General features: G+C 67.0%; 20 protein-coding genes and 1 pseudogene. 14 read left to right on the top strand and 7 right to left on the bottom strand.

The features are described from left to right. Positions 1-498 precede the first annotated feature (498 nt). Positions 499-1134, bottom strand: a complete 636-nt coding sequence (locus tag AC1RWI_RS26800) for a LysE/ArgO family amino acid transporter (protein ID WP_492869821.1) — start codon at positions 1132-1134, stop codon at positions 499-501. 73 nt (positions 1135-1207) lie between these two features. On the opposite strand from AC1RWI_RS26800, the gene AC1RWI_RS26795 reads away from it, so the two are divergent. Further along, positions 1208-2104 carry a LysR family transcriptional regulator ArgP gene (locus AC1RWI_RS26795; RefSeq protein WP_043355774.1) on the top strand — a complete coding sequence of 299 codons (897 nt, stop codon included), beginning with the start codon at positions 1208-1210 and terminating at the stop codon, positions 2102-2104. Positions 2105-2227: 123 nt separating this feature from the next. On the opposite strand, the gene AC1RWI_RS26790 is transcribed toward AC1RWI_RS26795, so the two are convergent. Together AC1RWI_RS26790 and AC1RWI_RS26785 are read right to left on the bottom strand one after the other, a co-directional pair. Then, positions 2228-2413, bottom strand: coding sequence for a hypothetical protein (locus AC1RWI_RS26790; protein WP_043355776.1), 186 nt, complete (start codon positions 2411-2413; stop codon positions 2228-2230). A gap of 219 nt (positions 2414-2632) precedes the next feature. Then, entirely contained in the window at positions 2633-3274 is a 642-nt protein-coding gene (locus AC1RWI_RS26785; protein WP_043355778.1) for a DsbA family oxidoreductase, read from the bottom strand. A 289-nt stretch (positions 3275-3563) separates the two neighbouring features. Between AC1RWI_RS26785 and ppk1 the strand changes: the two genes are divergently transcribed. Further along, positions 3564-5726, top strand: coding sequence for a polyphosphate kinase 1 (gene ppk1 / locus AC1RWI_RS26780; RefSeq protein WP_492869820.1), 2163 nt, complete (start codon positions 3564-3566; stop codon positions 5724-5726). Between the two features lie 133 nt (positions 5727-5859). On the opposite strand, the gene AC1RWI_RS26775 is transcribed toward ppk1, so the two are convergent. Beyond that, complete coding sequence (locus tag AC1RWI_RS26775; protein WP_144409998.1) at positions 5860-6237, bottom strand: DUF4156 domain-containing protein; 378 nt, start codon at positions 6235-6237, stop codon at positions 5860-5862. Then, positions 6234-6536, bottom strand: coding sequence for a hypothetical protein (locus tag AC1RWI_RS26770; protein ID WP_492869819.1), 303 nt, complete (start codon positions 6534-6536; stop codon positions 6234-6236). Before AC1RWI_RS26770 ends, AC1RWI_RS26775 begins: the two co-directional genes overlap by 4 nt. Positions 6537-6560: 24 nt before the next feature. On the opposite strand from AC1RWI_RS26770, the gene AC1RWI_RS26765 reads away from it, so the two are divergent. From AC1RWI_RS26765 to AC1RWI_RS26730, 8 genes are all read left to right on the top strand, one after another. Next, positions 6561-7127 (top strand): DUF2975 domain-containing protein, encoded by a 567-nt coding sequence (locus AC1RWI_RS26765; RefSeq protein WP_144410000.1) that lies wholly within the window; start codon positions 6561-6563, stop codon positions 7125-7127. A gap of 32 nt (positions 7128-7159) precedes the next feature. Continuing rightward, on the top strand, positions 7160-7387 hold the full coding sequence (locus AC1RWI_RS26760; protein ID WP_043355780.1) for a helix-turn-helix domain-containing protein: 228 nt from the start codon (positions 7160-7162) through the stop codon (positions 7385-7387). 224 nt (positions 7388-7611) lie between these two features. Then, a complete protein-coding gene (locus AC1RWI_RS26755; protein ID WP_043355781.1) occupies positions 7612-7872 on the top strand; it encodes a hypothetical protein in 261 nt (86 codons plus the stop codon). Between the two features lie 112 nt (positions 7873-7984). Next, entirely contained in the window at positions 7985-8314 is a 330-nt protein-coding gene (locus AC1RWI_RS26750; protein ID WP_043358275.1) for a CppA family protein, read from the top strand. 169 nt (positions 8315-8483) lie between these two features. After that, the gene (locus AC1RWI_RS26745) at positions 8484-9368 is read left to right on the top strand and encodes a LysR substrate-binding domain-containing protein (RefSeq protein ID WP_043355783.1); all 885 of its coding nucleotides are present in this window, start codon (positions 8484-8486) and stop codon (positions 9366-9368) included. Next, entirely contained in the window at positions 9361-10530 is a 1170-nt protein-coding gene (locus tag AC1RWI_RS26740; protein ID WP_492869818.1) for a YbfB/YjiJ family MFS transporter, read from the top strand. Before AC1RWI_RS26745 ends, AC1RWI_RS26740 begins: the two co-directional genes overlap by 8 nt. A gap of 107 nt (positions 10531-10637) precedes the next feature. Further along, positions 10638-11756, top strand: a complete 1119-nt coding sequence (locus AC1RWI_RS26735; RefSeq protein WP_492869817.1) for an NAD(P)H-dependent flavin oxidoreductase — start codon at positions 10638-10640, stop codon at positions 11754-11756. 125 nt (positions 11757-11881) lie between these two features. Beyond that, positions 11882-12523 carry a LysE family translocator gene (locus tag AC1RWI_RS26730; protein ID WP_043355787.1) on the top strand — a complete coding sequence of 214 codons (642 nt, stop codon included), beginning with the start codon at positions 11882-11884 and terminating at the stop codon, positions 12521-12523. Here the strand turns inward: AC1RWI_RS26730 and AC1RWI_RS26725 are convergent. Together AC1RWI_RS26725 and AC1RWI_RS26720 are read right to left on the bottom strand one after the other, a co-directional pair. After that, the gene (locus AC1RWI_RS26725; RefSeq protein ID WP_043355789.1) at positions 12504-13964 is read right to left on the bottom strand and encodes a heavy metal sensor histidine kinase; all 1461 of its coding nucleotides are present in this window, start codon (positions 13962-13964) and stop codon (positions 12504-12506) included. The genes AC1RWI_RS26730 and AC1RWI_RS26725 overlap by 20 nt on opposite strands. Continuing rightward, complete coding sequence (locus AC1RWI_RS26720) at positions 13964-14638, bottom strand: heavy metal response regulator transcription factor (protein ID WP_043355791.1); 675 nt, start codon at positions 14636-14638, stop codon at positions 13964-13966. The genes AC1RWI_RS26725 and AC1RWI_RS26720 overlap by 1 nt, the downstream gene beginning before the upstream one ends. A 218-nt stretch (positions 14639-14856) precedes the next feature. Between AC1RWI_RS26720 and AC1RWI_RS26715 the strand changes: the two genes are divergently transcribed. The 4 genes and pseudogenes from AC1RWI_RS26715 to AC1RWI_RS26700 all read left to right on the top strand — a co-directional run. Then, positions 14857-18102, top strand: coding sequence for an efflux RND transporter permease subunit (locus AC1RWI_RS26715; protein ID WP_492869816.1), 3246 nt, complete (start codon positions 14857-14859; stop codon positions 18100-18102). 17 nt (positions 18103-18119) lie between these two features. Beyond that, entirely contained in the window at positions 18120-19358 is a 1239-nt protein-coding gene (locus AC1RWI_RS26710; RefSeq protein WP_492869815.1) for an efflux RND transporter periplasmic adaptor subunit, read from the top strand. A 7-nt stretch (positions 19359-19365) separates the two neighbouring features. Further along, positions 19366-20844 carry an efflux transporter outer membrane subunit gene (locus AC1RWI_RS26705; protein ID WP_492869814.1) on the top strand — a complete coding sequence of 493 codons (1479 nt, stop codon included), beginning with the start codon at positions 19366-19368 and terminating at the stop codon, positions 20842-20844. Beyond that, a pseudogene (locus AC1RWI_RS26700) lies at positions 20828-20962 on the top strand (DUF4148 domain-containing protein); the annotation flags it as partial. The gene AC1RWI_RS26705 and the pseudogene AC1RWI_RS26700, both read left to right, overlap by 17 nt. Positions 20963-21019 lie beyond the last annotated feature (57 nt).

The raw sequence follows: 21019 nt of genomic DNA, 5'->3' as shown, positions 1-21019 counted from the left end.
ATCGCAGCGTTCAGGCGTGGGATTGCGACGATCAAATTTTCACACTACGCCATATCGCGAGCATGAGCGGGCCAAGGAACTGGCGCTCAAGGACGGTGGTGATATCGGTAAAGGCTGGCATATGTCCAATATTCCTAGCGACAACCCTTAATTTGCCTCTCGTGGTGGACATCGAAAATGTCCCGCGACGGGAGCCGGCCATAAGCCATCGGCTCGAAATCGGCACACTGAGGCGGTCTTCATTCCGGTCGACCTCGTAGTCGCACGATCGGTCGGATCTGACCCGATGCGGCAGCGGCGGCAAGAACATCCTCACGCACCAACGCGCATGATAGGGCGCGCGCAAAAAACGAGTAAAAACATCATAAATTCAAGTATTTGTGACAAACCATTGAAGTTCGGCCAGGTTATCGTTGAATAGCACCCGCCGACGGCTGCCAAGCCAATCTCAGCCGCCGCAGCCAAGGCCGTTACCTGTTCGACGCACCAGGAAACACCTCACAACCCTTGGAGTACGCGCTGCACCAGCAGAGCGGACAGGACGAACATGGTCGTACCGATGAGACCATCCAGCACCTGCCAGGCCCTCGGCCGGGCGAACCACGGCGCCAGCCAGCGTGCGCCAAAGCCAAGAAGCCCGAACCAGAATAGGCTGGCAACACTGGCGCCCGCCACGAACCAGCCTCGCAGCGCCGCCGGTTGCTGGGCACCGATGCTGCCCACCAGCAGCACCGTATCCAGATAAACATGAGGATTGAGCAGCGTGAACGCCGCCGCCTGAGCCAACGCGGCACCCCTGCTGAGCCCCTTCCCACCGTCAGATGCCTTCAATGGACGAGCATGCCGCGCACGCCGCAGCGCCTGCCATCCATATATCGCCAGGAACGCGGCACCGGCCAGCGCCAGCACACGCGCGAGGCCGGGGCGCTCCCCCAATGCCTGGGCCATGCCCATGACACCCGCCGCAATCAGCAATGCGTCCGCCATGGCGCACAACAGCACCACGCTGCCCACATGCTCGCGACGCAGACCCTGGCGCAATACGAATGCGTTCTGTGCGCCGATGGCCACGATGAGGCCCAGGCTCAGGGCCAGGCCTTGGAGGGAAACGGATAAGGCAAGCGAGGTGTTCATACATCTAGCTTGCCTGCACTGGCGAATGAAGACAAACTACCTTTGCTTCATTCTATTTAGCTGAACTTAACTTATGCTGGATTACTCCGCTCTATCCGCATTGGCTGCCGTGGTTCGGGAGGGCAGCTTCGAGCGTGCAGCCCGCGCTCTCCATGTAACGCCATCGGCAATTTCGCAGCGCGTTCGGCTGCTGGAAGAGCGCGTAGGCTGCGCGCTGGTGGTGCGCGATCAGCCCTGCCGGGCCACGGAGACGGGCCGCCGGCTTTGCCAGCACATTGACCGTGTCCGGCTGCTCGAGCAAGAGTTGCAAGGGGCGCTACCGGCGCTTGCCCCGGAGGGCATGGCACGGGTAGCGCTGCCCATTGCGGTGAATGCCGACAGCTTGGCCACCTGGGTCGCGCCGGCCATCGCCGCCTTCGCTGCAGAAAGTCCCGTGCTGATGGAGGTGGCGGTGGACGACCAGGACCACACCACGGAGTGGCTGCGCAGCGGCGCAGTGCTGGCCGCCGTAACGGCCACAGCCCGTCCTGCCGCTGGCTGCAACAGTCGTCCACTGGGCTCCATGCGCTACCTGGCGGCCGCCAGCCCGGCTTTCATCCAGCGCCATTTCGGCGATGGCGTGGGCGCCGGCAGCCTGACGCTGGCGCCCAGCCTGATGTTCAATATCAAGGATGAGTTGCAGGCGCGGTGGGCACGGCGTTTGTGCCATCGGCACGTGGAGCTTCCCCGGCACACGTTGCCTTCGTCCCATGCCTTTGTGACCGCAGCGTTGGCCGGCATGGGCTGGGGCTTGCATCCGGAGGCACTGATCGCCCCTCATCTCGAGGACGGTTCACTCGTCGAGTTGGTGCCGAACACCCCGCTTGATGTACCGCTTCACTGGCAATACGCACGCGCGGCGTCAGGGTTGCTCGCAGGTTTGAATCGCGAGGTTCTCGCCGCCGCCCAAGCCGCGCTGTTACCACCCTGAGTGGCGCCGGGTCAGACGCACATTGTCTGAATCGGATGCATGCCTGCTTTTGCTAAGGGTCGTCTGATGCCCGCCCTCACGCACAGGCCTGCCAATCTGCGCCAGAACTGGCGGGCGGGCCGATCAGCCGTTCGCGTAGACGATCTTTGCCTTGCGTGCCTGGTTCTGCAGGCGGCTCAGCATATGCTGCACGGCGAAGATGGCGCTCTTTACATCTGCCACCAGGCTGGGGCTGCGGGGACCAAGTTCGCGCTCGATCAGATCGCGTTCCATTTGGTCGGTCATCTTGATGTCGCTTTGCGTGCTCATGGCTTTTTCCTAGGGATTACCCTTACCGGGTTTTCCCTAATCATAGCAAAGGAAATGGCGCGGCGCAGCATCAGGTGATAGTACGTATGCAGAAAGGCAACGCTTTCCCGCGAGCAAGCCTCGGCCTACTCAGCCGGCGCGACGCGCCGAGACCCCTTGTGCGCGGGGCGTCCATGGCTGCAGGCTTAGCGCAGGCGCCATGGATGATCATGCGCCCCTTCAGCCTTTTGCCAGCACCTCCCGAATGGCATTCTCGAACGCCTCCACCGGCTGCCCGCCGCTCACCAGGTATTGGTCATTGAAGATGATCGAAGGCACGGAACGGATGCCCATGTCCTGATAGCGCTTCTCCATCTCGCGGACTTGCGCCGCATACGCGTCGCCCGATAGCACGGTGCGTGCCTTGTCGGCGTCCAGGCCGGCCGCAGCCGCTGCCTCGACGAGGACCTCGTGATTGCTGGAATCCTTGGACTCCGTGAAATACGCACGGAACAGCGCCATCTTCAGCGGCAGCTGGCGCCCCTCCAGGTTTGCCCAATGCAATAGCCGGTGCGCGTCGAACGTGTTGTATACGCGGGTACGAGAGCCAAACTCAAAGCCGACGTCGGCGCCACGCTGGCGGATCATGGCCTGGCTCTGCACGATTTCCTCCTCGGTGCGGCCATACTTGCGCGCCATGTAATCCTGGATCGATTCGCCTCCCGGCCCCATGTCCGGATTAAGCTCGAATGGGCGAAGCGTGATTTCTGCCGAAACGGCATCGCCAAGCCGCGCCAGCGCCTGTTGCAGCGAACTCAGGCCCACGGCGCACCACGGGCACGCGACGTCGGAGACAAAATCGATTTTCAGTGTCTTTTGCATTGTGTTTTCCCGGTGTCAGTCCATCACTGCGCGACAGGGTAGCTGCAATTCCCATTGGCTGCAGGGCCGGGGGCAGTGCCTCACTCCTTCAGGGTTTTCCCGCAAGGCGGCCGCGACCGGACGCCCCCTCCCCCGGCATCTGTCCGTGGCCCGCCAGCCACACAGTCCTGGCGCAGATCGGGAAACGTGCACCGCGCCCACTCCTCAAGCGGCGCGGCGCGCGGTAATATCTTTCCAACAGGTCATCGGTGCACGATGATCCATTCCCAGAGAAGGATTGAAGCGAATCATGGAAGAAGGCTCGGCAGCTCCACTCGAGATCGCCCCTTCCCTCCCCCTGGTACCGAGTGACGTTCACGGTGCTCCATCGGACTTTCTCGCCAGTGCCAGCACCAGCCTCGGCGCCAACGCACGGCAGCTCTTCCTGAACCGTGAGGCCAGCCAGCTGGAGTTCCACCGGCGCGTGCTCGCCCAGGCCGAGAACCATGACATTCCGTTATTGGAGCGATTGCGCTTTCTCTGCATCTTCAGCAGCAACCTGGATGAGTTCTTCGAGATCCGCGTTGCCGGCCTGAAGGAGAAGATCAAGCTGCAGGCGCCAGCGACCACCGGCCCGGATGGACTGGACGTGCGGCAGATCTACGCGCTTGTCAGCGCCCGCACCCACAAGCTGGTCGCGGAACAGTACCGCCTGTTCAACGAAGTGCTGGTTCCGGACCTGGACCGCGAGGGAATCCGCTTCCTGCGCCGTCCACACTGGACGCAGGAACAGGGCGAATGGATCCGCAGCTATTTCTTCCGCGAGCTGATGCCGGTGCTCACCCCCATTGGCCTTGATCCGGCGCATCCGTTCCCGCGTGTGCTCAACAAGAGCCTGAACTTCGCCGTGGAACTCGAAGGCAAGGATGCCTTTGGCCGGGAGGCGAACGCGGCCATCGTGCAGGCGCCCCGGGCCCTGCCCCGCGTGATCCTGCTGCCCAAGGAGATTTCCGGCTGCGAACACGGCTTCGTGTTCCTGTCGTCCATCCTGCATGCCCACGTCTGCGAGCTGTTTCCCGGCATGCGCGTGCGCGGCTGCTATCAGTTCCGCGTCACCCGCAACAGCGAGCTGTTCGTCGACGAGGAAGAAATCAAGAACCTGCGCGATGCGCTGCAGGGAGAGCTGCCGCAGCGGCATTTTGGCGACGCGGTGCGGCTCGAGGTCGCGGACAACTGCTCCGAGGAGATGACCCACTTCCTGCAAAACCAGTTCGGCCTGGAAGACGCCGAGGTATTTTCGGTGAATGGCCCGGTCAACCTGGTGCGCTTGCTGCCGGTTCCTGACAGCGTGGACCGCGATGACCTGAAGTACCCGCCGTGCCGCCCCGGCCTGCCCAAGGCGCTGCAGGACCAGCCCGACATGTTCCGCGCCATCCGCGACGGCGATATCCTGCTGCACCATCCGTATCAGTCGTTTTCGCCCGTCGTGGATTTCATCCGCCAGGCCGCGGAAGATCCGGAAGTGATGGCCATCAAGCAGACGGTGTACCGCGCCGGCAACGACTCGGCCCTGCTGGAGGCGCTGATCGGCGCCGCGCGCAGAGGCAAGGAAGTCAGCGTGGTGGTGGAGTTGCTCGCCCGCTTCGATGAGCAGGCCAATATCAACTGGGCAGCCCAGCTTGAAGAAGCCGGCGCGCACGTGGTGTACGGCGTGGTTGGCTACAAGGCCCACGCCAAGATGGCCATGGTGGTGCGGCGCGAAGGGAAGAAACTCAGGCGCTACGCGCATATCGGCACCGGCAACTATCACTCGCAGACGGCCAGGAGCTTCACGGACTTCGGCCTGTTTACCTGCAAGGAAGCCATCGTCGACGATGTGGCCAACGTGTTCTCCCAGTTGACCGGGCTCGGCCACCCCGGCACGCTGGCGCACTTCTGGCAATCGCCGTTCACCATGCACACGGCGCTGCTCGAAGCCATCCGCCGCGAAGGCAAGCACGCCAAGGCTGGCCGCAAGGGATTGATCATCGCCAAGATGAACGCCTTGCTGGAGCCCAAGCTCATCCAGGCCCTGTACCAGGCATCCTGCGATGGCGCCCGGATCGAGCTGATCGTGCGCGGGGCCTGCGCATTGCGCCCCGGCATTCCGGGCCTGTCCGAGAATATCCGGGTGCGCTCCGTGCTTGGCCAGTTCCTGGAGCATGCGCGGATCTTCTACTTCTACAACGACAAGGCCGAAGACGTGCGGCTATCGAGCGCCGACTGGATGGACCGCGACTTCTTCCGGCGCATCGAAGTGTGCTTCCCCGTGCTGGACAAAACGCTCAAGGATCGCGTGATCGAGGAAGGGCTGAAGGTCTACCTGAAGGACAACCGCGACACCTGGGAAATGGACGCGGAAGGCAACTACCGGCGCAAGCGGGGCCGCAAGCCGGTATCCGCGCAGGACATCCTCAGGGAGAAGCTGGCCTGATCCCTGTTCGCGCCGCGGCCCCGCCGGGGCGGCCGGGATACTGGCGCATGCCGATTGACGGGCGACGGTTGTAAGGCCGGCCTTCGTCCACGTCATAGTCAACATCAACAGGCTGCGCCACCCCTGCGGCGCCCTAGTGCGCGCCCGGGGACGCGCAGCGATACACGTTGCCCGACAGCGTCACGTTGGTTTGCTCCAGGCGATCCTTGCTGCCGGTCTGGCCTGCGCGCTGGGTGAGCAGGTACACCAGGTTGCCACCCATTGCCGCTGCCTTGTTCTTGATGTCGTTGCGTGCACCGGTTTCCAGATCCGCATTGGCCGTGATGGCGCCCCGCACAAAATCGCCCTGGCTGCCGGTCACGTCGCCAAGATAGGTGCATCCCGCGGCAGGCTCGTTGTGGGTGATCCTGACCGCCGATGCGGCCGGGCTGGAGAGCTGCGTTGGCGCACAGCCGGCAAGCGCGTAGCATGCCCCGATCCATGCAACGCCTGCGATTGTCCTGATGGTCATAGCCATTGAAGTATTGAAGGTCTAACGTTGTTGGACGATCCTCCCGCCCAGCCAGGCGTGCTCGTACTGACTTTGTCGCGGGCAATATTGAGGTCGCCGCCGACGTACCAATAGTTGGCGGCAAGTTCCGCGGCTGCGGCATGCGCAGGCACAACCGACAAAAGCACCAACATGGCAGCAGGCGCGATGGGAAAGAGGCGGCCAGGGAAGGCTATGGGACGCATATAATTTAATCTCCGACGAATATAAATTACTGCAAAACGATAACACATTGCTGTTTTACAGTAATTTTTTGCCATGCGCAATCCATTCAGGAGACCGGCATGCCGCCCCCCCTTTCCCTTCCCTTGCCCGCTGATGGCGCCCTAATGCGCGTTAGCGTCATCGCGCGCCGCATGCAGTGGCTGACACTGTGGTGCGCCGTCGTGACGACGGCGGGGCTGATCGCCTTCTGGTTCTTGCTTTCCGATGCGGAGCTGGACCGGAACCTGCGCACGTTCCTGGCCGGGCCTGCGCCAGGCGGGCAGTTGCTGGTGTCGATGCCGTACCGGCTGCTCGGGCTGGCCATCACGAGCGTGGCCACGGCTTTGCTGGTCAGTGGACTGATGCAAGCGCACAGGCTGTTCGCGGCCCTGGCGGGCGGCGCGGTCCTTACCCTGGAGACGGCCGTACGCCTGCGCCGCGTGGCGCTGGTGGTGACGGCGTTCAGCGTGGTGGTTCCGCTCACCAAGACGCTGCTGGCCATGACCCTGGCCAGCACGGCTGCCAACGGCCCCTACATGGTGGTGATCATCACCTTTGGCGACGTGATGCTGGGCTTGCTGCTGGCCATCGCCTGGGCAATGGTCGAGGCCGCGCGCGTCGCGCAGGAGAATGAAGGCTTTGTTTGAGTTTGTGTTTGCGTTTGAGGCACCCTGACCCTATGACTATCCTCGTCCGGCTTGACGTCCTGCTTGCTGAGCGCAAGATGAAATCGCGCGAGCTCGCCCAGTACATCGGGATCACCGAGCCCAATCTCTCCTTGCTGAAATCCGGCAAGGTCAAGGGCATCCGTTTCGATACGCTGGAGAAAATCTGCGAGGCGCTGAATTGCCAGCCGGGCGACCTGCTGGAGTACCGCGCCGATACGCCTGGCGAAGATCAGGCCTGAGCGCCTCGCCTACCCCGCCAGCGCAGCCCGCGCTGGCGGGGTGAACTGCAAACAATTGTCTCTCCCCGCTGCGGCATTTCCGCCAGAGCGGCCACCAGCCTGGCCTCGCTGCCAGCACAGTCACCTGCCCCCCCAATCGAGTGATACCGCATGGAGAGTGATCTTGCGCATACTCGCACCTTCTTGAACTACTCGCCCCCAAGCGGGCGCGAAGCAAGGTGCTTATGCTGATCCTCATCTACTGCAGTTATGCGGTTGCCTGCATCGTCGCGCTCTGGAGAGCGGCGCGCTGGGTGGAAAAGCACCATCCGGCCCTGCGCGACAGCCACCCGCCGCGGCATGACGCGCGCGCAGCCTGCAAGCCCCCGGAAGAGAACCTGCCTGCGAGCCGGCGCCGCCACCTGGAAATGCCGCCCGCCGGGCCCGCCTGCGTGCCGCAACGGCCCGGCGCCAGCGCCAGCGCTGCCGCCTGCATGGTCCTGTAGCCCCCTGGACGATGGCCCGTATCTGGTTCTCGACATTCATCCTTGAAAAAACCGCATTACTGTATATATTTACAGTAACTGTATGGATGAACAGTATCTACGGGAGCCGATCATGGAACACCTGGTCCGGGTGCAGAACGAATACGACAGGCAGGTCCTGGCCTGGTTGCGCGAACGCGTAGGCGATGCGGCGGTGCAAGCCGCGGCACAGCGGCTGGCGGGAGACCGCAAGCCCTACCTGTCAACGATCTGCCGCAGCCTGAACATCACGCCACCGGCCCGCCGTGCCCTGCGCGCCCAGTCGAACCGGGCCAGCCGGGAAGTTGGCGACCGCTATCTTGCGTCGATCCGCGCGCTCCTGGCGCGGCCGGCACCGGCGCATCGGCATTCGCAGCAGCAACCCGCGCAACCCCAACCCTCGCAATACCAGGATCCGCATTAGTCCCGCGCCTTGGGTACGCGCCGGGCCGCGGCATTGTTCACCGGAATGTGCACCCCACCTCGCCCCACCCCGCTGGCGTCATGGCTTTCTTGACTTATCATTCCCTATCGATGATAGTTAATTGAAATTTGTTCTCTTTTTAAGAACCAATTTCAACCGAAGGATTGCCGTGGATCTGGCCGAACTTGAGATTTTCCGAGCCGTTGCGCTTGAAGAAAGCGTCACGCGGGCTGCCAAGACCCTGGACCGCGTGCAGTCGAACGTCACCACGCGCGTCAAGCAGCTCGAAGAGGAACTCGGCGTCGCCCTGTTCCTGCGCGACAGCAAGCGCATGACCTTGACGCCGCAAGGGCAGCGCTTCCTGGGCTACGCCGAGCGGCTGCTGGCGCTGGCCGAAGAAGCCCGCCAATCCATGCGCGGCGATGCGCCCTCGGGTACGTTGCGCGTGGGCAGCATGGAAAGCTCGGCCGCGAGCCGGCTGCCCCGCCCGCTGGCTCGCTATCACGGCAAATGGCCGGACGTGCGGATCGAGATCCAGACCGGCACCACGCAAGCCTTGATCGACGCACTGCTGGCGCATCGCATCGACTGCGCCGTGGTGGCCCATCCCGCCGATGGCGTCCCGGACACGCTCGACATGGACGTGCTCGGCCCCGGCCTGGAAGGCACGTTCCTGTTCTCCGAAGAACTGCTGCTGGTGCTGCCGCACAGCCATCCGCCGGTGCGTACGCCGCAGGACATCCAGCTGCGCAGCCTGGCCACGTTCTCGCGCGGCTGCACGTACCGCCTGTGTGCCGAGGACTGGCTCGCCAGCGGCGAAGGCCCACGGCTGGCGCTGAACGTGCTGGAACTGGCGTCTTACCACGCGATCCTGGCCTGCGTGACGGCGGGCTCGGCAGTGGCCATCCTGCCGAAGTCGCTGCTGGCGCTGCACCCCGATGCCGCAAGCCTGCAAACCGTGCCCGTGCGAGTCGCGCACACCTTGCTGGTGCGCCGTTCGGGTTTTGCCACGTCGGCATACGCGGCGTTTCTCCAGGAGCTGCAGCATGGCTAGGATCCGGACCGTCACAGCAGCGCCGCAGTCCTTTGGCAAGACCATGGCGCCATGGATGCCCTCACTGGCCGCCGCGCTGGTGCTGGCGGTGGGCATGGGCTTCGGGCGCTTTGCGTTTACCGGCATGTATCCGCTGATGGTGCGCGACGGCCTGCTGAGCGTCAGCGCCGGCTCGCTGGCCGCGTCCGCCAACTATGCCGGCTATCTCGTGGGCGCCCTCGCGGTCAGCCGCATGCCGCAGCGCGTTGCGCCACGCTTTTGCCGCATCGCCCTCTTCGGCACCGCCCTGTGCCTGCTGGCGCTGGCAGTGCCGGCCGCGCCCTGGTTCTTTATCGGTGTGCGCTTCCTGGCGGGCGTGCTCAGCGCCATCGCGCTGATCTGCGCGTCCGTGTGGCTGTTCCAGGTGGTAGGACATCCGCATGGCGCGCCGCTGTTGTTCTCGGGCGTCGGTGCCGGCATCCTGCTGTCCGCCGAGCTCATTGCCGCCGGCAACCTGGCCGGTTGGCACAGCCCTTTGCTGTGGCTTGCCATCGGCGGTGGCGCCGCCGTGCTGAGCGCGCTGGCATGGCCGTATCTTGCGGGCCGCGTGCCGGCACCCCAGCCGCATGCCACTGCCACGGACGAGGCCAATGCCAACGGGCCTGGTCCGTGGCCGCTGGTGGGCAGCTACGGGCTGGCGGGGTTCGGCTACATCGTCACGGCGACCTACCTGCCGCTCTTTGTGCGCGACGCGCTCGGCCACATCGACCCGATCCATATCTGGGCAGCGTTCGGGCTTGGCGCGGCACCGTCGTGCTTTCTCTGGCACGCGCTGCACGGCCGCCTCGGCACGCGGCGCGCGCTCGCGCTCAACCTGCTGGTGCAGGCGGTGGGCGTGATCCTGCCCGCGCTCAGCCACTCGGCCGTGGCCTACCTGGCTAGCGCGCTGCTGGTGGGCGGCACCTTCGTTGGCACCGTGACCATTGCCATGCCCGCCGCGAAACGCGTGGCCCACCGCGTGACATTCAACCTGCTCGCCATCATGACCGCCGCCTATGGCGTAGGCCAGATCGCCGGCCCGCTGGTATCCGATGCGCTGATGGCGCGCAGCCATGGCTTCAGCGGCCCGCTTGCCGCCGCCGCTGCCGCGCTGCTGGCATCTGCCGCCTTCTGCTTCCTGTGAAGGCCAGCGCATGCCCGGCGCACGGCACGGAACCCACCTCACAGAACCCGCCCCGCAAAATCCACCCCACAGCATCCACCCATTACCGAGGAAACGAGGAACCCGCCATGACCGACCCCATCCACGCCACGCAACCACGCTCGCTGCTCTCCCGGCTCGGCCTTGCCGCCCCGATCATCCAGGCGCCAATGGCAGGCGTCAGCACACCGGCGCTTGCCGCGGCAGTGTCGAATGCCGGCGGCCTGGGCTCGCTCGGCGTCGGCGCCATGGACGCCGAGGGCGCCCGCAAGACCATCCGCGAAACCCGTGCGCTGACGGACAAGCCCTTCAACATCAACCTGTTCTGCCACGCTCCCGCCGTCGCCAACCCTGCGCGCGAGGCGCAATGGCTGGCCTACCTGGCGCCGAGCTTCGCCGAATTCGGCGCCACGCCGCCCGCCAGCCTGCGCGAGATCTACACCAGCTTTGTCGCCGACGACGCCATGTTCGCGATGCTGCTGGAGGAGCGGCCCGCGGTAGTGAGCTTCCATTTCGGCCTGCCGGCGCAGGCCTGGATCGACGCGCTGCACGCCGCCGGCATCTTCCTGATGGCCACGGCCACCAGCCTGGACGAAGCGCGGCAGATCGCCGCTGCCGGCGTCGATGCCATCGTTGCCCAGGGCGTGGAAGCCGGCGGCCACCGCGGCACGTTCAAGCCCGAGGGGCATGACGAAGGCCTCGGCACCCTCGCGCTGGTACGGCTGCTGGTCCGCCATACCGCCCTGCCCGTGATCGCCACCGGCGGCATCATGGACGGCGCCGGCATTGCGGCGGCCCTGGCGCTGGGCGCGCAGGCCGCGCAGCTCGGCACCGCCTTCGTGGCCTGCCCGGAGACCGTGGCCGACGCGCCCTACCGCGCCGCCTTGCTGGCGGACCGGCCGGCCAGCACCACGCTGACCCGCTCCATCTCCGGCCGGGCCGCGCGCGGCTTCGTCAACCGGCTGACGGCGCTGGGCGAGGCGGCGGACCGCCCGGCGATCCCCGATTACCCCATCACCTACGACGCCGGCAAGGCCCTGCATGCGGCGGCCAAGGCGCGCGGCAACGCGGACTACGCCGCGCAATGGGCCGGGCAAGCGGCGCCACTGGCGCGCGCCCTGCCGGCAGCGCAACTCGTGGCGGCACTGCGCGAGGAGCTGGCGCAGACGATTGCGGCACTGAGCGGGGCGGGATTCGGCGCTAACTGAGCGGGGCCTGCCGAAGCCGGTGGCGCGTGCGTCATGCTGCTACCTCTTGCTGCTACCATCTCGCCACGCGCATCGGCCGCATGCCGGCCCGCAGCGAACCCCCTCCTTCCTGACGAGACAAAGCCATGGACGCACTCACATCCACATTGGCCATTGGCGGCGCGCTGGCGCTCGGCGCGGTCAGCCCCGGCCCGAGCTTCGTCATGGTGGCCCGCGCCGCCATTGCCCGCTCCCGCGCCGATGCGCTCTACATGGCGCTGGGCATGGGGCTGGGCGGCGTGGTGTTTGCCGCGGCCGCGCTGCTCGGGCTCAAGCTGTTGCTGGCGGCGGTGCCCTGGCTGTACATGGCGATGAAGGCGGGCGGCGGCATCTACCTGGTGTATCTGGGCGTGCGCATCTGGCGCGGCGCCAGCGCGCCCCTGGCGATGGCGGCCGGCGCGGCAGAAGGCGGTCAAGCGCCCGGCACCGGGCGCGGCCGTGCCTTGCTGAGCGGTTTCGCCACGCAGCTGAGCAACCCCAAGACGGCGGTGGTCTACGCCAGCGTGTTTGCCGCGCTGTTGCCCGCCGAGGTGCCGGCCTCGCTGCTGCTGGCGCTGCCGCTGATGGTCTTTGCCATCGAGACGGGCTGGTACGCGATCGTGGCGATCGCGCTCTCCTGCGCCAGGCCGCGTGCCTTCTACCTGCGCTTCAAGCTGTGGCTGGATCGCGCCGCCGGCGGGGTAATGGCGCTGCTCGGCATCCGGCTGCTCACGTCGCTGCGCCAGTAGCAGTGGCAGCGGCACCCTGAGACGCGGGATCCGCCATGCTCGGCGGAAACAGCAGCCTGAAGACCGTGGTTCCCCCGACTTCGGACTCCACCTCAACGTGCCCATGGTGCAAGTCCATGATGGACTTCACGATGGCCAGGCCAATGCCCGCCGACTCGCCCGAGTTGGCGCGGGCAGGATCGCCGCGAAAGAAGCGGTCGAACAGCTTGGGCAGGTGTTCCGGCGCGATGCCGGCCCCGGGGTTGCGCACTTCGATACGGCTGCCTGCGGGGCCGGTGCGTGCCGCCATCACCACCGTCTGCCCGGCGGGTGTGTAGCGGATGGCATTGGCCACCAGGTTGCTGACCGCGCGCCGCAGCAACAGCGGATCAGCCAGCACGGCGCCCCCGCCATCCACCGCGATAGCCACGCCGCTCGCCTCCGCCAGCCCCTCGAAATAGTCGGACAGCGCGCCCAGTTCGCGCGCCAGGTCCAGGCGCACCGGGTTGACCGCCACGCGGGCGTTCTCGGCCCGCGCAAGGAACAGCATGTTCTCGATCATGCGGGCCAGGCGTTCATATTCCTCGATATTGGACGCCAGCAGCGCCTGGTATTCGTCGGCGCTGCGCTCGCTAGACAGCGCGACCTGGCTCTGCCCGAGCAGGTTGCCGATGGGCGTGCGGAAGTCGTGCGCCAGGTCCGCGGAAAACTGCGACAGGCGTTCGAACCCATCCCGCAACCGGTCCATCATCTGTTGCAGGGCCGCAGCCAGTTCCGCCAGTTCGGGCGGCAGCCGCGCCGGGTCGACCGGCAGCGCGAGCCGCCGCACCGTGACCGACGATGCCCCGGCGGCGATGCGCCGCAGCGGCGCCATGCCGGCGCGCAGCACCAGGTAGCCAAGCCCGGCCACGGCCAGCGTGCCCAGCAGCCCTGTCAACAGCAGTTTCGCGCGGTATGCGCGCAGCAACGTGGTGCGGGAAATGGCGGTCTGGTAGAGCGTGAAGGCCAGCGTCCGCGTGGCGGCGCCAGTGCCGGCAGTACCTGGACCGACAGGAACCAGCGCCTGCACGCCGTGCACCGGGTAACCCTGCCGCGTGGTCCAGGCACGGATCGCTTCGGGCCCGAGCTGCGCAGCGGGCGCCACCGGCTCCAAGGCGGGCGGCCCTTCGCCGGCATTGGCCGCAAGCAGCACGGCGCCGCCAGCGGCGCGCACCACCAGCGCAAACTCGTCGTTGCCGGACACCACGCCGGCCACTTCCCGCCAGTCGCTGTCGGGCCGGGCGCCCTGCTCCATCAACTCGGCCCTCGCGCGCGCCACCTTGCGCAGCAGTTCCGCGTCGTCGCGCTCGATCACCTGCATGGCCAGCGCGCGGTAAAGGTAAGCACCCGCGCCGCCGAACACGATCGCGGCCACCAGGCCAAAGGCCAGCGCCAGGCGGGCAGTAAGCGAGAGACTGCGCATCAGGCTTCCCGGCGCTCCAGCACATAGCCCATGCCACGCACGGTGTGGATCAGCTTGGGCTGGAAATCGTCGTCCATCTTGGCGCGCAGGCGCCGCACCGCCACATCCACCACATTGGTATCGCTATCGAAGTTCATGTCCCAGACATGGGAGGCGATCTGGGTACGGCTCAGCACCTCGGTGTGACGGCGCGCCAGGAAATGCAGCAGGGAGAACTCACGCGGCGTCAGCTCGATGCGCCGGCCGGCGCGCGTCACGCGGTGACGGATCAGGTCGATCTCAAGGTCTTCGATCTCGATGCGGTCGGCTTCGCGCACCGGGCCGCGCCGCAGCAAGGTGCGCACCCGCGCCAGCAGCTCGACAAAGGCGAAGGGCTTGGCCAGATAGTCGTCGCCGCCCAGCTCCAGCCCGCGCACGCGGTCCTCCACTTCATCGCGCGCGGTCAGGAACAGCACCGGCGTGTCCTTGTGCTCGCGCAGTTGCTTGAGCACATCCCAGCCATTCATGCCCGGCAGCATCACGTCAAGGATGATCAGGTCGTACACCACCTCCAGCGCCTGGTGCAGGCCGTCGGCGCCGGTCACCGCCAGGTCGACCACGAAGGACGATTCGGTCAGCCCCTTGCGCAGGTACTCGCCCGTCTTGGGCTCGTCCTCCACCACCAGAATTCTCATGTCCGTCCTCGCCTGGCCAGTAACGGCAGGGCGCGCTCCGGGCGCCTTGCATGCTCGGATGATAGCCGTTGGCGCGGTGCTCCTGAATGACAAATCTGTAATCGATTCGACAGCATTACCGACTCCCCTGGCTTCCTAGAATGCGGCCATCGCACACCGCGGCCACCGCAGCAAAGCGGCCGTCGCGGCCCCCACCCCCGCATCCCGGAGTGCACACCATGTGGATTGTCAGGCTCGCGCTGAGCCGCCCCTACACCTTTGTGGTGCTGGCGTTGTGCTTGCTGCTGGCCGCCCCGCTGGTGCTGCTGCGCACGCCCACCGATATCTTTCCGGCCATCGACATCCCGGTGGTCAGCGTGGTGTGGACCTACAACGGCCTGTCCGCCGAGGACATGGCGCGGCGCATCGTCACCGGCTACGAACGCTCGCTGACCAACAGCGTGGATGATATCGAGCATATCGAGTCGCAGTCGCTCGCCGGGGTGGCGGTGATCAAGATCTTCTTCCACCCCGGCGCCGACATCAACCGCGCGATTGCCGAGACCTCGTCGGGCGCGCAATCGATGCTGCGCAACATGCCGCCGGGCACCACGCCGCCGCTGATCCTGAGCTACAGCGCCTCCACCGTGCCGATCCTGCGGCTGGCGCTGGCCAGCGACCAACTGCCCGAGCAGCAGCTTTACGACCTGGGCAACAACTTCATCCGCACGCAACTGGCTACGGTGCAAGGCGCGTCGGTGCCGCTGCCTTACGGCGGCAAGGTGCGCCAGGTGATGGTGGATCTCGATACGCGCGCGCTGCAGGCACGCGGCCTGGCGCCACTGGACGTGGTCAACGCCATCAATGCGCAAAACCTGGTGCTGCCCGGAGGCACCGCCAAGATCGGCGCGCTCGAATACCGGGTCGACCTGAACGGCAGCACGGCCACCGTGGCCGGCCTCAACAACCTGCCTGTCAAGAGCAGCCCCGGCGGCACGGTCTATGTGCGCGACGTGGCCCAGGTGCGCGACGGCTACGCGCCGCAGACCAACGTGGTGCGCCGCGACGGCAAGCGCGCCGCGCTGCTGGAGATCGAGAAAAGCGGCAACACCTCCACGCTGTCCATCATCGCCCAGATCAAGGCCATGCTGCCGCGCATCATGGCCGGGCTGCCGTCTTCGCTGCGGGTGCAGCCGGTGTCGGACCAGTCGGTCTTTGTTACCTCCGCCATCCACGGCGTGCTGCACGAAGCGCTGATCGCCGCCTGCCTGACCGCCGCGATGATCTTGCTGTTCCTGGGCAGCTGGCGCGCCACGCTGATCATCGCGATCTCGATCCCGCTCTCTGTGCTGGCCGCGCTGATGGCGCTCAGCGCGCTCGGCGAGACGCTCAATATCATGACGCTGGGCGGGCTGGCGCTGGCGGTGGGCGTGCTGGTGGACGACGCCACCGTAGCCATCGAGAACATCACCCACCACCGCGAGCTGGGCAAGCCGCTGGAGCAGGCGATCCTGGAAGGGTCGGCGCAGATCGCCGTGCCCACGCTGGTATCCACGCTGTCGATCTGCATCGTGTTCCTGCCGATGTTCCTGCTCACCGGCGTGGCGCGTTACCTGTTCGTGCCGATGGCCGAGGCCGTGGTGTTCGCCATGGCGGCGTCCTACTTCTTCTCGCGCACGCTGATTCCTACGCTGGCGCATTACCTGCTGCGTGGCGAACGCAACGACGAACACAACGACGCCGTGCAAGCGCGCGGCCCAAGCCGCTTGCGCCGCGCCTGCGCACGGCTGCAGGCGCGCTTTGAACACGTGTTCGAAGGCGTCCGCACGCGCTACGCCGCTACCCTCGCTGCAGCACTGCGCCACCCCAGGCGGCTGGCCGCGGCCTTCCTGGCCTGCTGCGCCGCATCGATGGCGCTGGTGCCCTTCCTGGGGCAGGATTTCTTCCCCAGCGTGGACAGCGGCGAGATCCGCCTGCACATGCGCGCACGCACGGGCACCCGCATCGAGGAAACCGCGCGCATCGCCGATGCGGTGGAGAACCGCATCCGCGCGGCCATCGGCTCGGACCAGGTGGCCGGGATCATCGACAACATCGGCCTGCCTGTCAGCGGCATCAACCTGACCTATGACTCAGCGCTGCCGATCGGCACGTCGGACGCCGAGATCCTGGTGTCCCTGAAGCCCGGCCACAGCGCCACGGCAGGCTACGTGGACCAGCTCGGCAGCTTGCTGCCCAAGGCATTCCCCGGCGTGAGCTTCTCCTTCCTGCCGGCCGATATCGTCAGCCAGATCCTGAATTTCGGGCTGCCAGCGCCGATCGATATCCAGGTGGTGGGCAACCAGCTGGCAGCCAATCGCGAGGTGGCGCAGAAGCTGCTCGGCCAGTTGCGCGCGGTGCCGGGGCTGGCCGATGTGCATATCCAGCAGCCGGACGACCAGCCTGCGCTGACGGTGAATGTGGACCGCACCCGCGCACTGCAGGCCGGGCTATCGCAACGCGAGGTGGCGCAGAACCTGCTGATTTCACTCTCCGGCAGCGGCCAGACCTCACCCAACTTCTGGCTCAATCCGCGCAACGGCGTGAGCTATCCGCTGATGGTGTCGGTGCCGCAGTCCGCCATGGGCTCGCTGCAGTCGCTGTCCAACATTCCAATGGGACTTGGCGCCGCCACGCCGGGCTCCGGCAGCGGCGGCGACCTGCTCGGCTCGCTCGGCAACGTGGAGCGCTCCAGCCAGCAAGGCGTGGTGTCGCACTACAACGTGCAGCCTGTGATCGACATTTTCGGTTCGGTGCGCGGGCGCGATCTTGGTGCGGTGGCGGGCGACCTCGGCCGCATCGTCGATGCCGCGCGCAAGACACTGCCGCCCGGCTCCGAGCTGGTGGTGCGTGGACAGGTGCAGACCATGCACGCCTCTTTCGCGGGGCTGCTTAGCGGCCTGGCGATTGCGGTAGTGCTGGTGTATCTGCTGATGGTGGTGAACTTCCAGTCCTGGCTTGACCCGCTGGCCATCATCGGCGGCCTGCCGGGCGCGCTGGCGGGCATGGCGTGGATGCTGTTTGTCACGCGCACCACCATCAGCGTACCGGCGCTGACCGGGGCCATCATGTGCATCGGCATCGCCACCGCCAACAGCATCCTGGTGATCAGCCTGGCGCGCGAACTGCGCGCGGCGGGCATGGCGCCCCTCGAGGCGGCGCTGCAGGCCGGCATCGGGCGCTTCCGTCCAGTGGTGATGACCGCACTGGCCATGCTGATCGGCATGATCCCGATGGCGCTTGGCGCGGGCGATGCCGGCGCGCAGAACGCCCCGCTCGGCCGCGCCGTGATCGGCGGGCTGGCCTGCGGCACCGTCGCCACGCTGGTGCTGGTGCCCACCCTGTTTGCGCTGCTGCACCGGTGGCTTGCCGCTCGTGCGCCGGCCCCCATCCCCGTCCCTGAATTGCATCCCGCTCTCGGTCTCGACCAGAAAGGCCCGGCATGACTCTCCCTGCTCCCCCCATGTCCCCATCCGGCGACGCCGCCGCCCCAGGCATGGCACCCGCGCGCACGCGCCGCCTGCGAGCCAGCTTGCTGGTACTGGCAGTGCTTGGCGGCGCGCTGGCCGCCGGCGTCCTGCCCAGGCTGCATGCCCATGCCACGCTGGCCGCGCGCACCGCCGAAGCCCTGGCCACCACCGTCTCGACGGTGCGGCCTGCCAGCACGCCAGCGCTGCAGGCGCTGACCTTGCCAGGCGACGTGCGCGCCTTCCAGGACGCACCTGTCTATGCGCGCGTCAACGGCTACCTGCGCCGTTGGTACGCCGACATCGGCACCCCGGTCAAGCAAGGCCAGTTGCTGGCAGAGATCGACGCGCCCGAGGTCAGCGACCAGCTGCGGCAAGCACACGCCGACGAAGCCATCGCCGCGGCCAACTACGCGCTGGCCAAAAGCACCGCCGAGCGCTGGCAAGACCTGCTCAAATCCCGCTCGGTGGCGCAGCAGGACACCGACCAGAAAGTGGCCGACATGCAGGCCAAGGCCGCCACGCTCGCCTCCGCCCGCTCCAACACGGCACGGCTGGCGCAGCTCGCCTCGTACACGCAGATCCGCGCGCCCTTCGACGGTGTGGTGACCGCGCGCAACGTGGACACCGGCGCGCTGATCGATGCCGGCAGCGCCGGCGGACCCGGCCGGGAGTTGTTCCATCTCTCGGCCGGCACGCGGCTGCGTGTGTATGTGCAGGTGCCGCAGGACGCAAGCGGCATGGTCGGCCCGCAGATGCAGGCATGGCTGACACTGCCGCAGTTCCCCGGCCAGCGCTTTGCCGCTGCCGTGGCGCGCAATGCCGGCGCCATCGACAACGTCACGCGCAGCCTGCGCGTGGAGCTGGACGTGGACAATGCGGGGGGACGGATCCTGCCGGGCGCCTATGCGGAGGTCCACCTCAGCGCGCCGCAGGCAAGGGCCGGCCTGACCCTGCCTGCCAACACGTTGATGTTCCGCCCGCAAGGCACCTGCGTGGCCGTGGTGGGCGCGAACGGCATGCTGTCGATCCGGCTGGTAACGCTGGGCCGAGACTTTGGCTCGCATGTGGAGATCACGGAGGGCTTGCAGGGCGGCGAGCAGGTGGTGGTCAACCCCGGCGACGGCCTGCTGGCGGGCGATCGGGTCCGGGTGGCGGCGGATGCGCCCGATATACCGGCCACGCCGGCCACGCCGGCCACCCAGCCGGCAACCACGGCCAGCCAGGCAAAGTAGGCCCGCCATGCAGACTCCCAAGCGTTCTCATCAAACCCGCGTGCCTGCAGCCCGGCCACACCGGCTGGCGGCGCCGCTCGTCGCCTTGGCACTGGCAATGCTGCTGACAGGCTGCGCCACCGCGCCGGCCTACCAGCCACCCACGGTCGACACGCCCGCCGCCTACAAGGAAGCCGGCGCCAGCGCCGCGCATCCTGGCGGCCCGGCGGGCATCGCGCCCGACTGGTGGCGCGTGTATGCCGACGCGCCGCTCAACGCGCTCGAAGCCCGCATCGACGTTTCCAGCCAGACGCTGCGCAAGGCCGTGGCCCTGCTGGAAGACGCCCGTGCCCAGGCCCGGGCCGCGCATGCGGCTTACTTTCCCACCATCAGCGCCGGGCTGAGCGCCAGCAGCAGCCATACCTCGGCCAATGTGGTTGGCCGCTCGCTGGCCGGCAAGACCGAGCCAGACCACCTGCTGGGGCTCACCGCCTCCTGGGAACCCGACCTGCGGGGACGCATCGGCAATGGCGTGGATGCCGCCCAGGCGCGCGCCCAGGCCAGTGCGGACGACGTGGCGGCGGTGCGCCTCGGCCTGCAGGCCGAACTGGCCGCCGACTACTTCGGCCTGCGTTCGGCCGACCGGGAGATCGATCTGCTCAGGCGCACCGTCGACGCCTACGGCACGGTCCTGCAACTGGCCAACAACCGCTACCGTGGCGGCATCGCCACCGAAGGCGACGTGGCGCAAGCCAAGGCACAGCTCGAAAGCACCAGGGCGCAGCTAGCCGACCTGCGCCTGACCCGCACACAGCTGGAGCATGCCATCGCCACGCTCCTGGGCGAGCCCGTGGCGCGCTTCTCGCTGCCGCCACTGGCCGATACCGCCGTGCTGCCTACCCTGCCGGCCATGCCGGCCGCCCTGCCCTCGCAGCTCCTGGAGCGCCGCCCCGACATTGCCGCCGCCGAACGCCGCGTGGCAGCTGCCAATGCACAGGTCGGCGTGGCTCGCGCCGCGTTTTTCCCGAGCCTGCTGCTCGCCGTCGGTGGCGGCCTGGAGAGCACCAGCCTGGCCAGCTGGCTGACCGCGCCGAGCCGCTTCTGGGCGATCGGCCCGGCACTGGCCGCCACGCTGTTCGACGGTGGCCGCCGCCAGGCGGTGGCCGACAGCGCGCGCGCCCAGTTCGATGCCAGTGCCGCCGACTATCGCGCAAGCGTGCTGCGCGGCTTCCAGGAGGTGGAAGACAACTTTGCCGCGCTGCATGCGCTACAGGAAGAGGCCACCAGCCAGCAAGCCGCCACCGAGGCGTCCAAGCGCGCCCTGGCGCTGGGGCTGGACCGCTACCGCAAGGGCGCGGTCGCCTACCTGGATGTCAGCGTGCTGGAGAGCACCGCGCTTGCCAGCGAACGGGCCGCCGAGCTGGTGCACCGACGCCAGTTGATCGCGAGCGTGATGCTGGTCAAGGCACTGGGCGGCGGCTGGCAAAGCACTGCCGTGGCACCATAGCGCTAAGCCGGCATTGGCAGCACCAGCCCTGTCCTTCGCGCAAAGCGAGCAGGCGCCACTCACCCGTGCCGACGTCCGCGCCGACCTGATCCGGCTAGTGCAAGCCGGCTACCAGCCGGGCCGCGTCAAAGCTTGCTCAACAGACTGGGGCAAAACGCGCAATTGCATGTCCTCG

The sequence above is a fragment of the Cupriavidus sp. MPR-AND1C genome, assembly GCF_058809705.1.
Note: the sequence above shows the minus strand (reverse complement) of the source record. Positions and strands in the feature narration are given on the sequence as shown.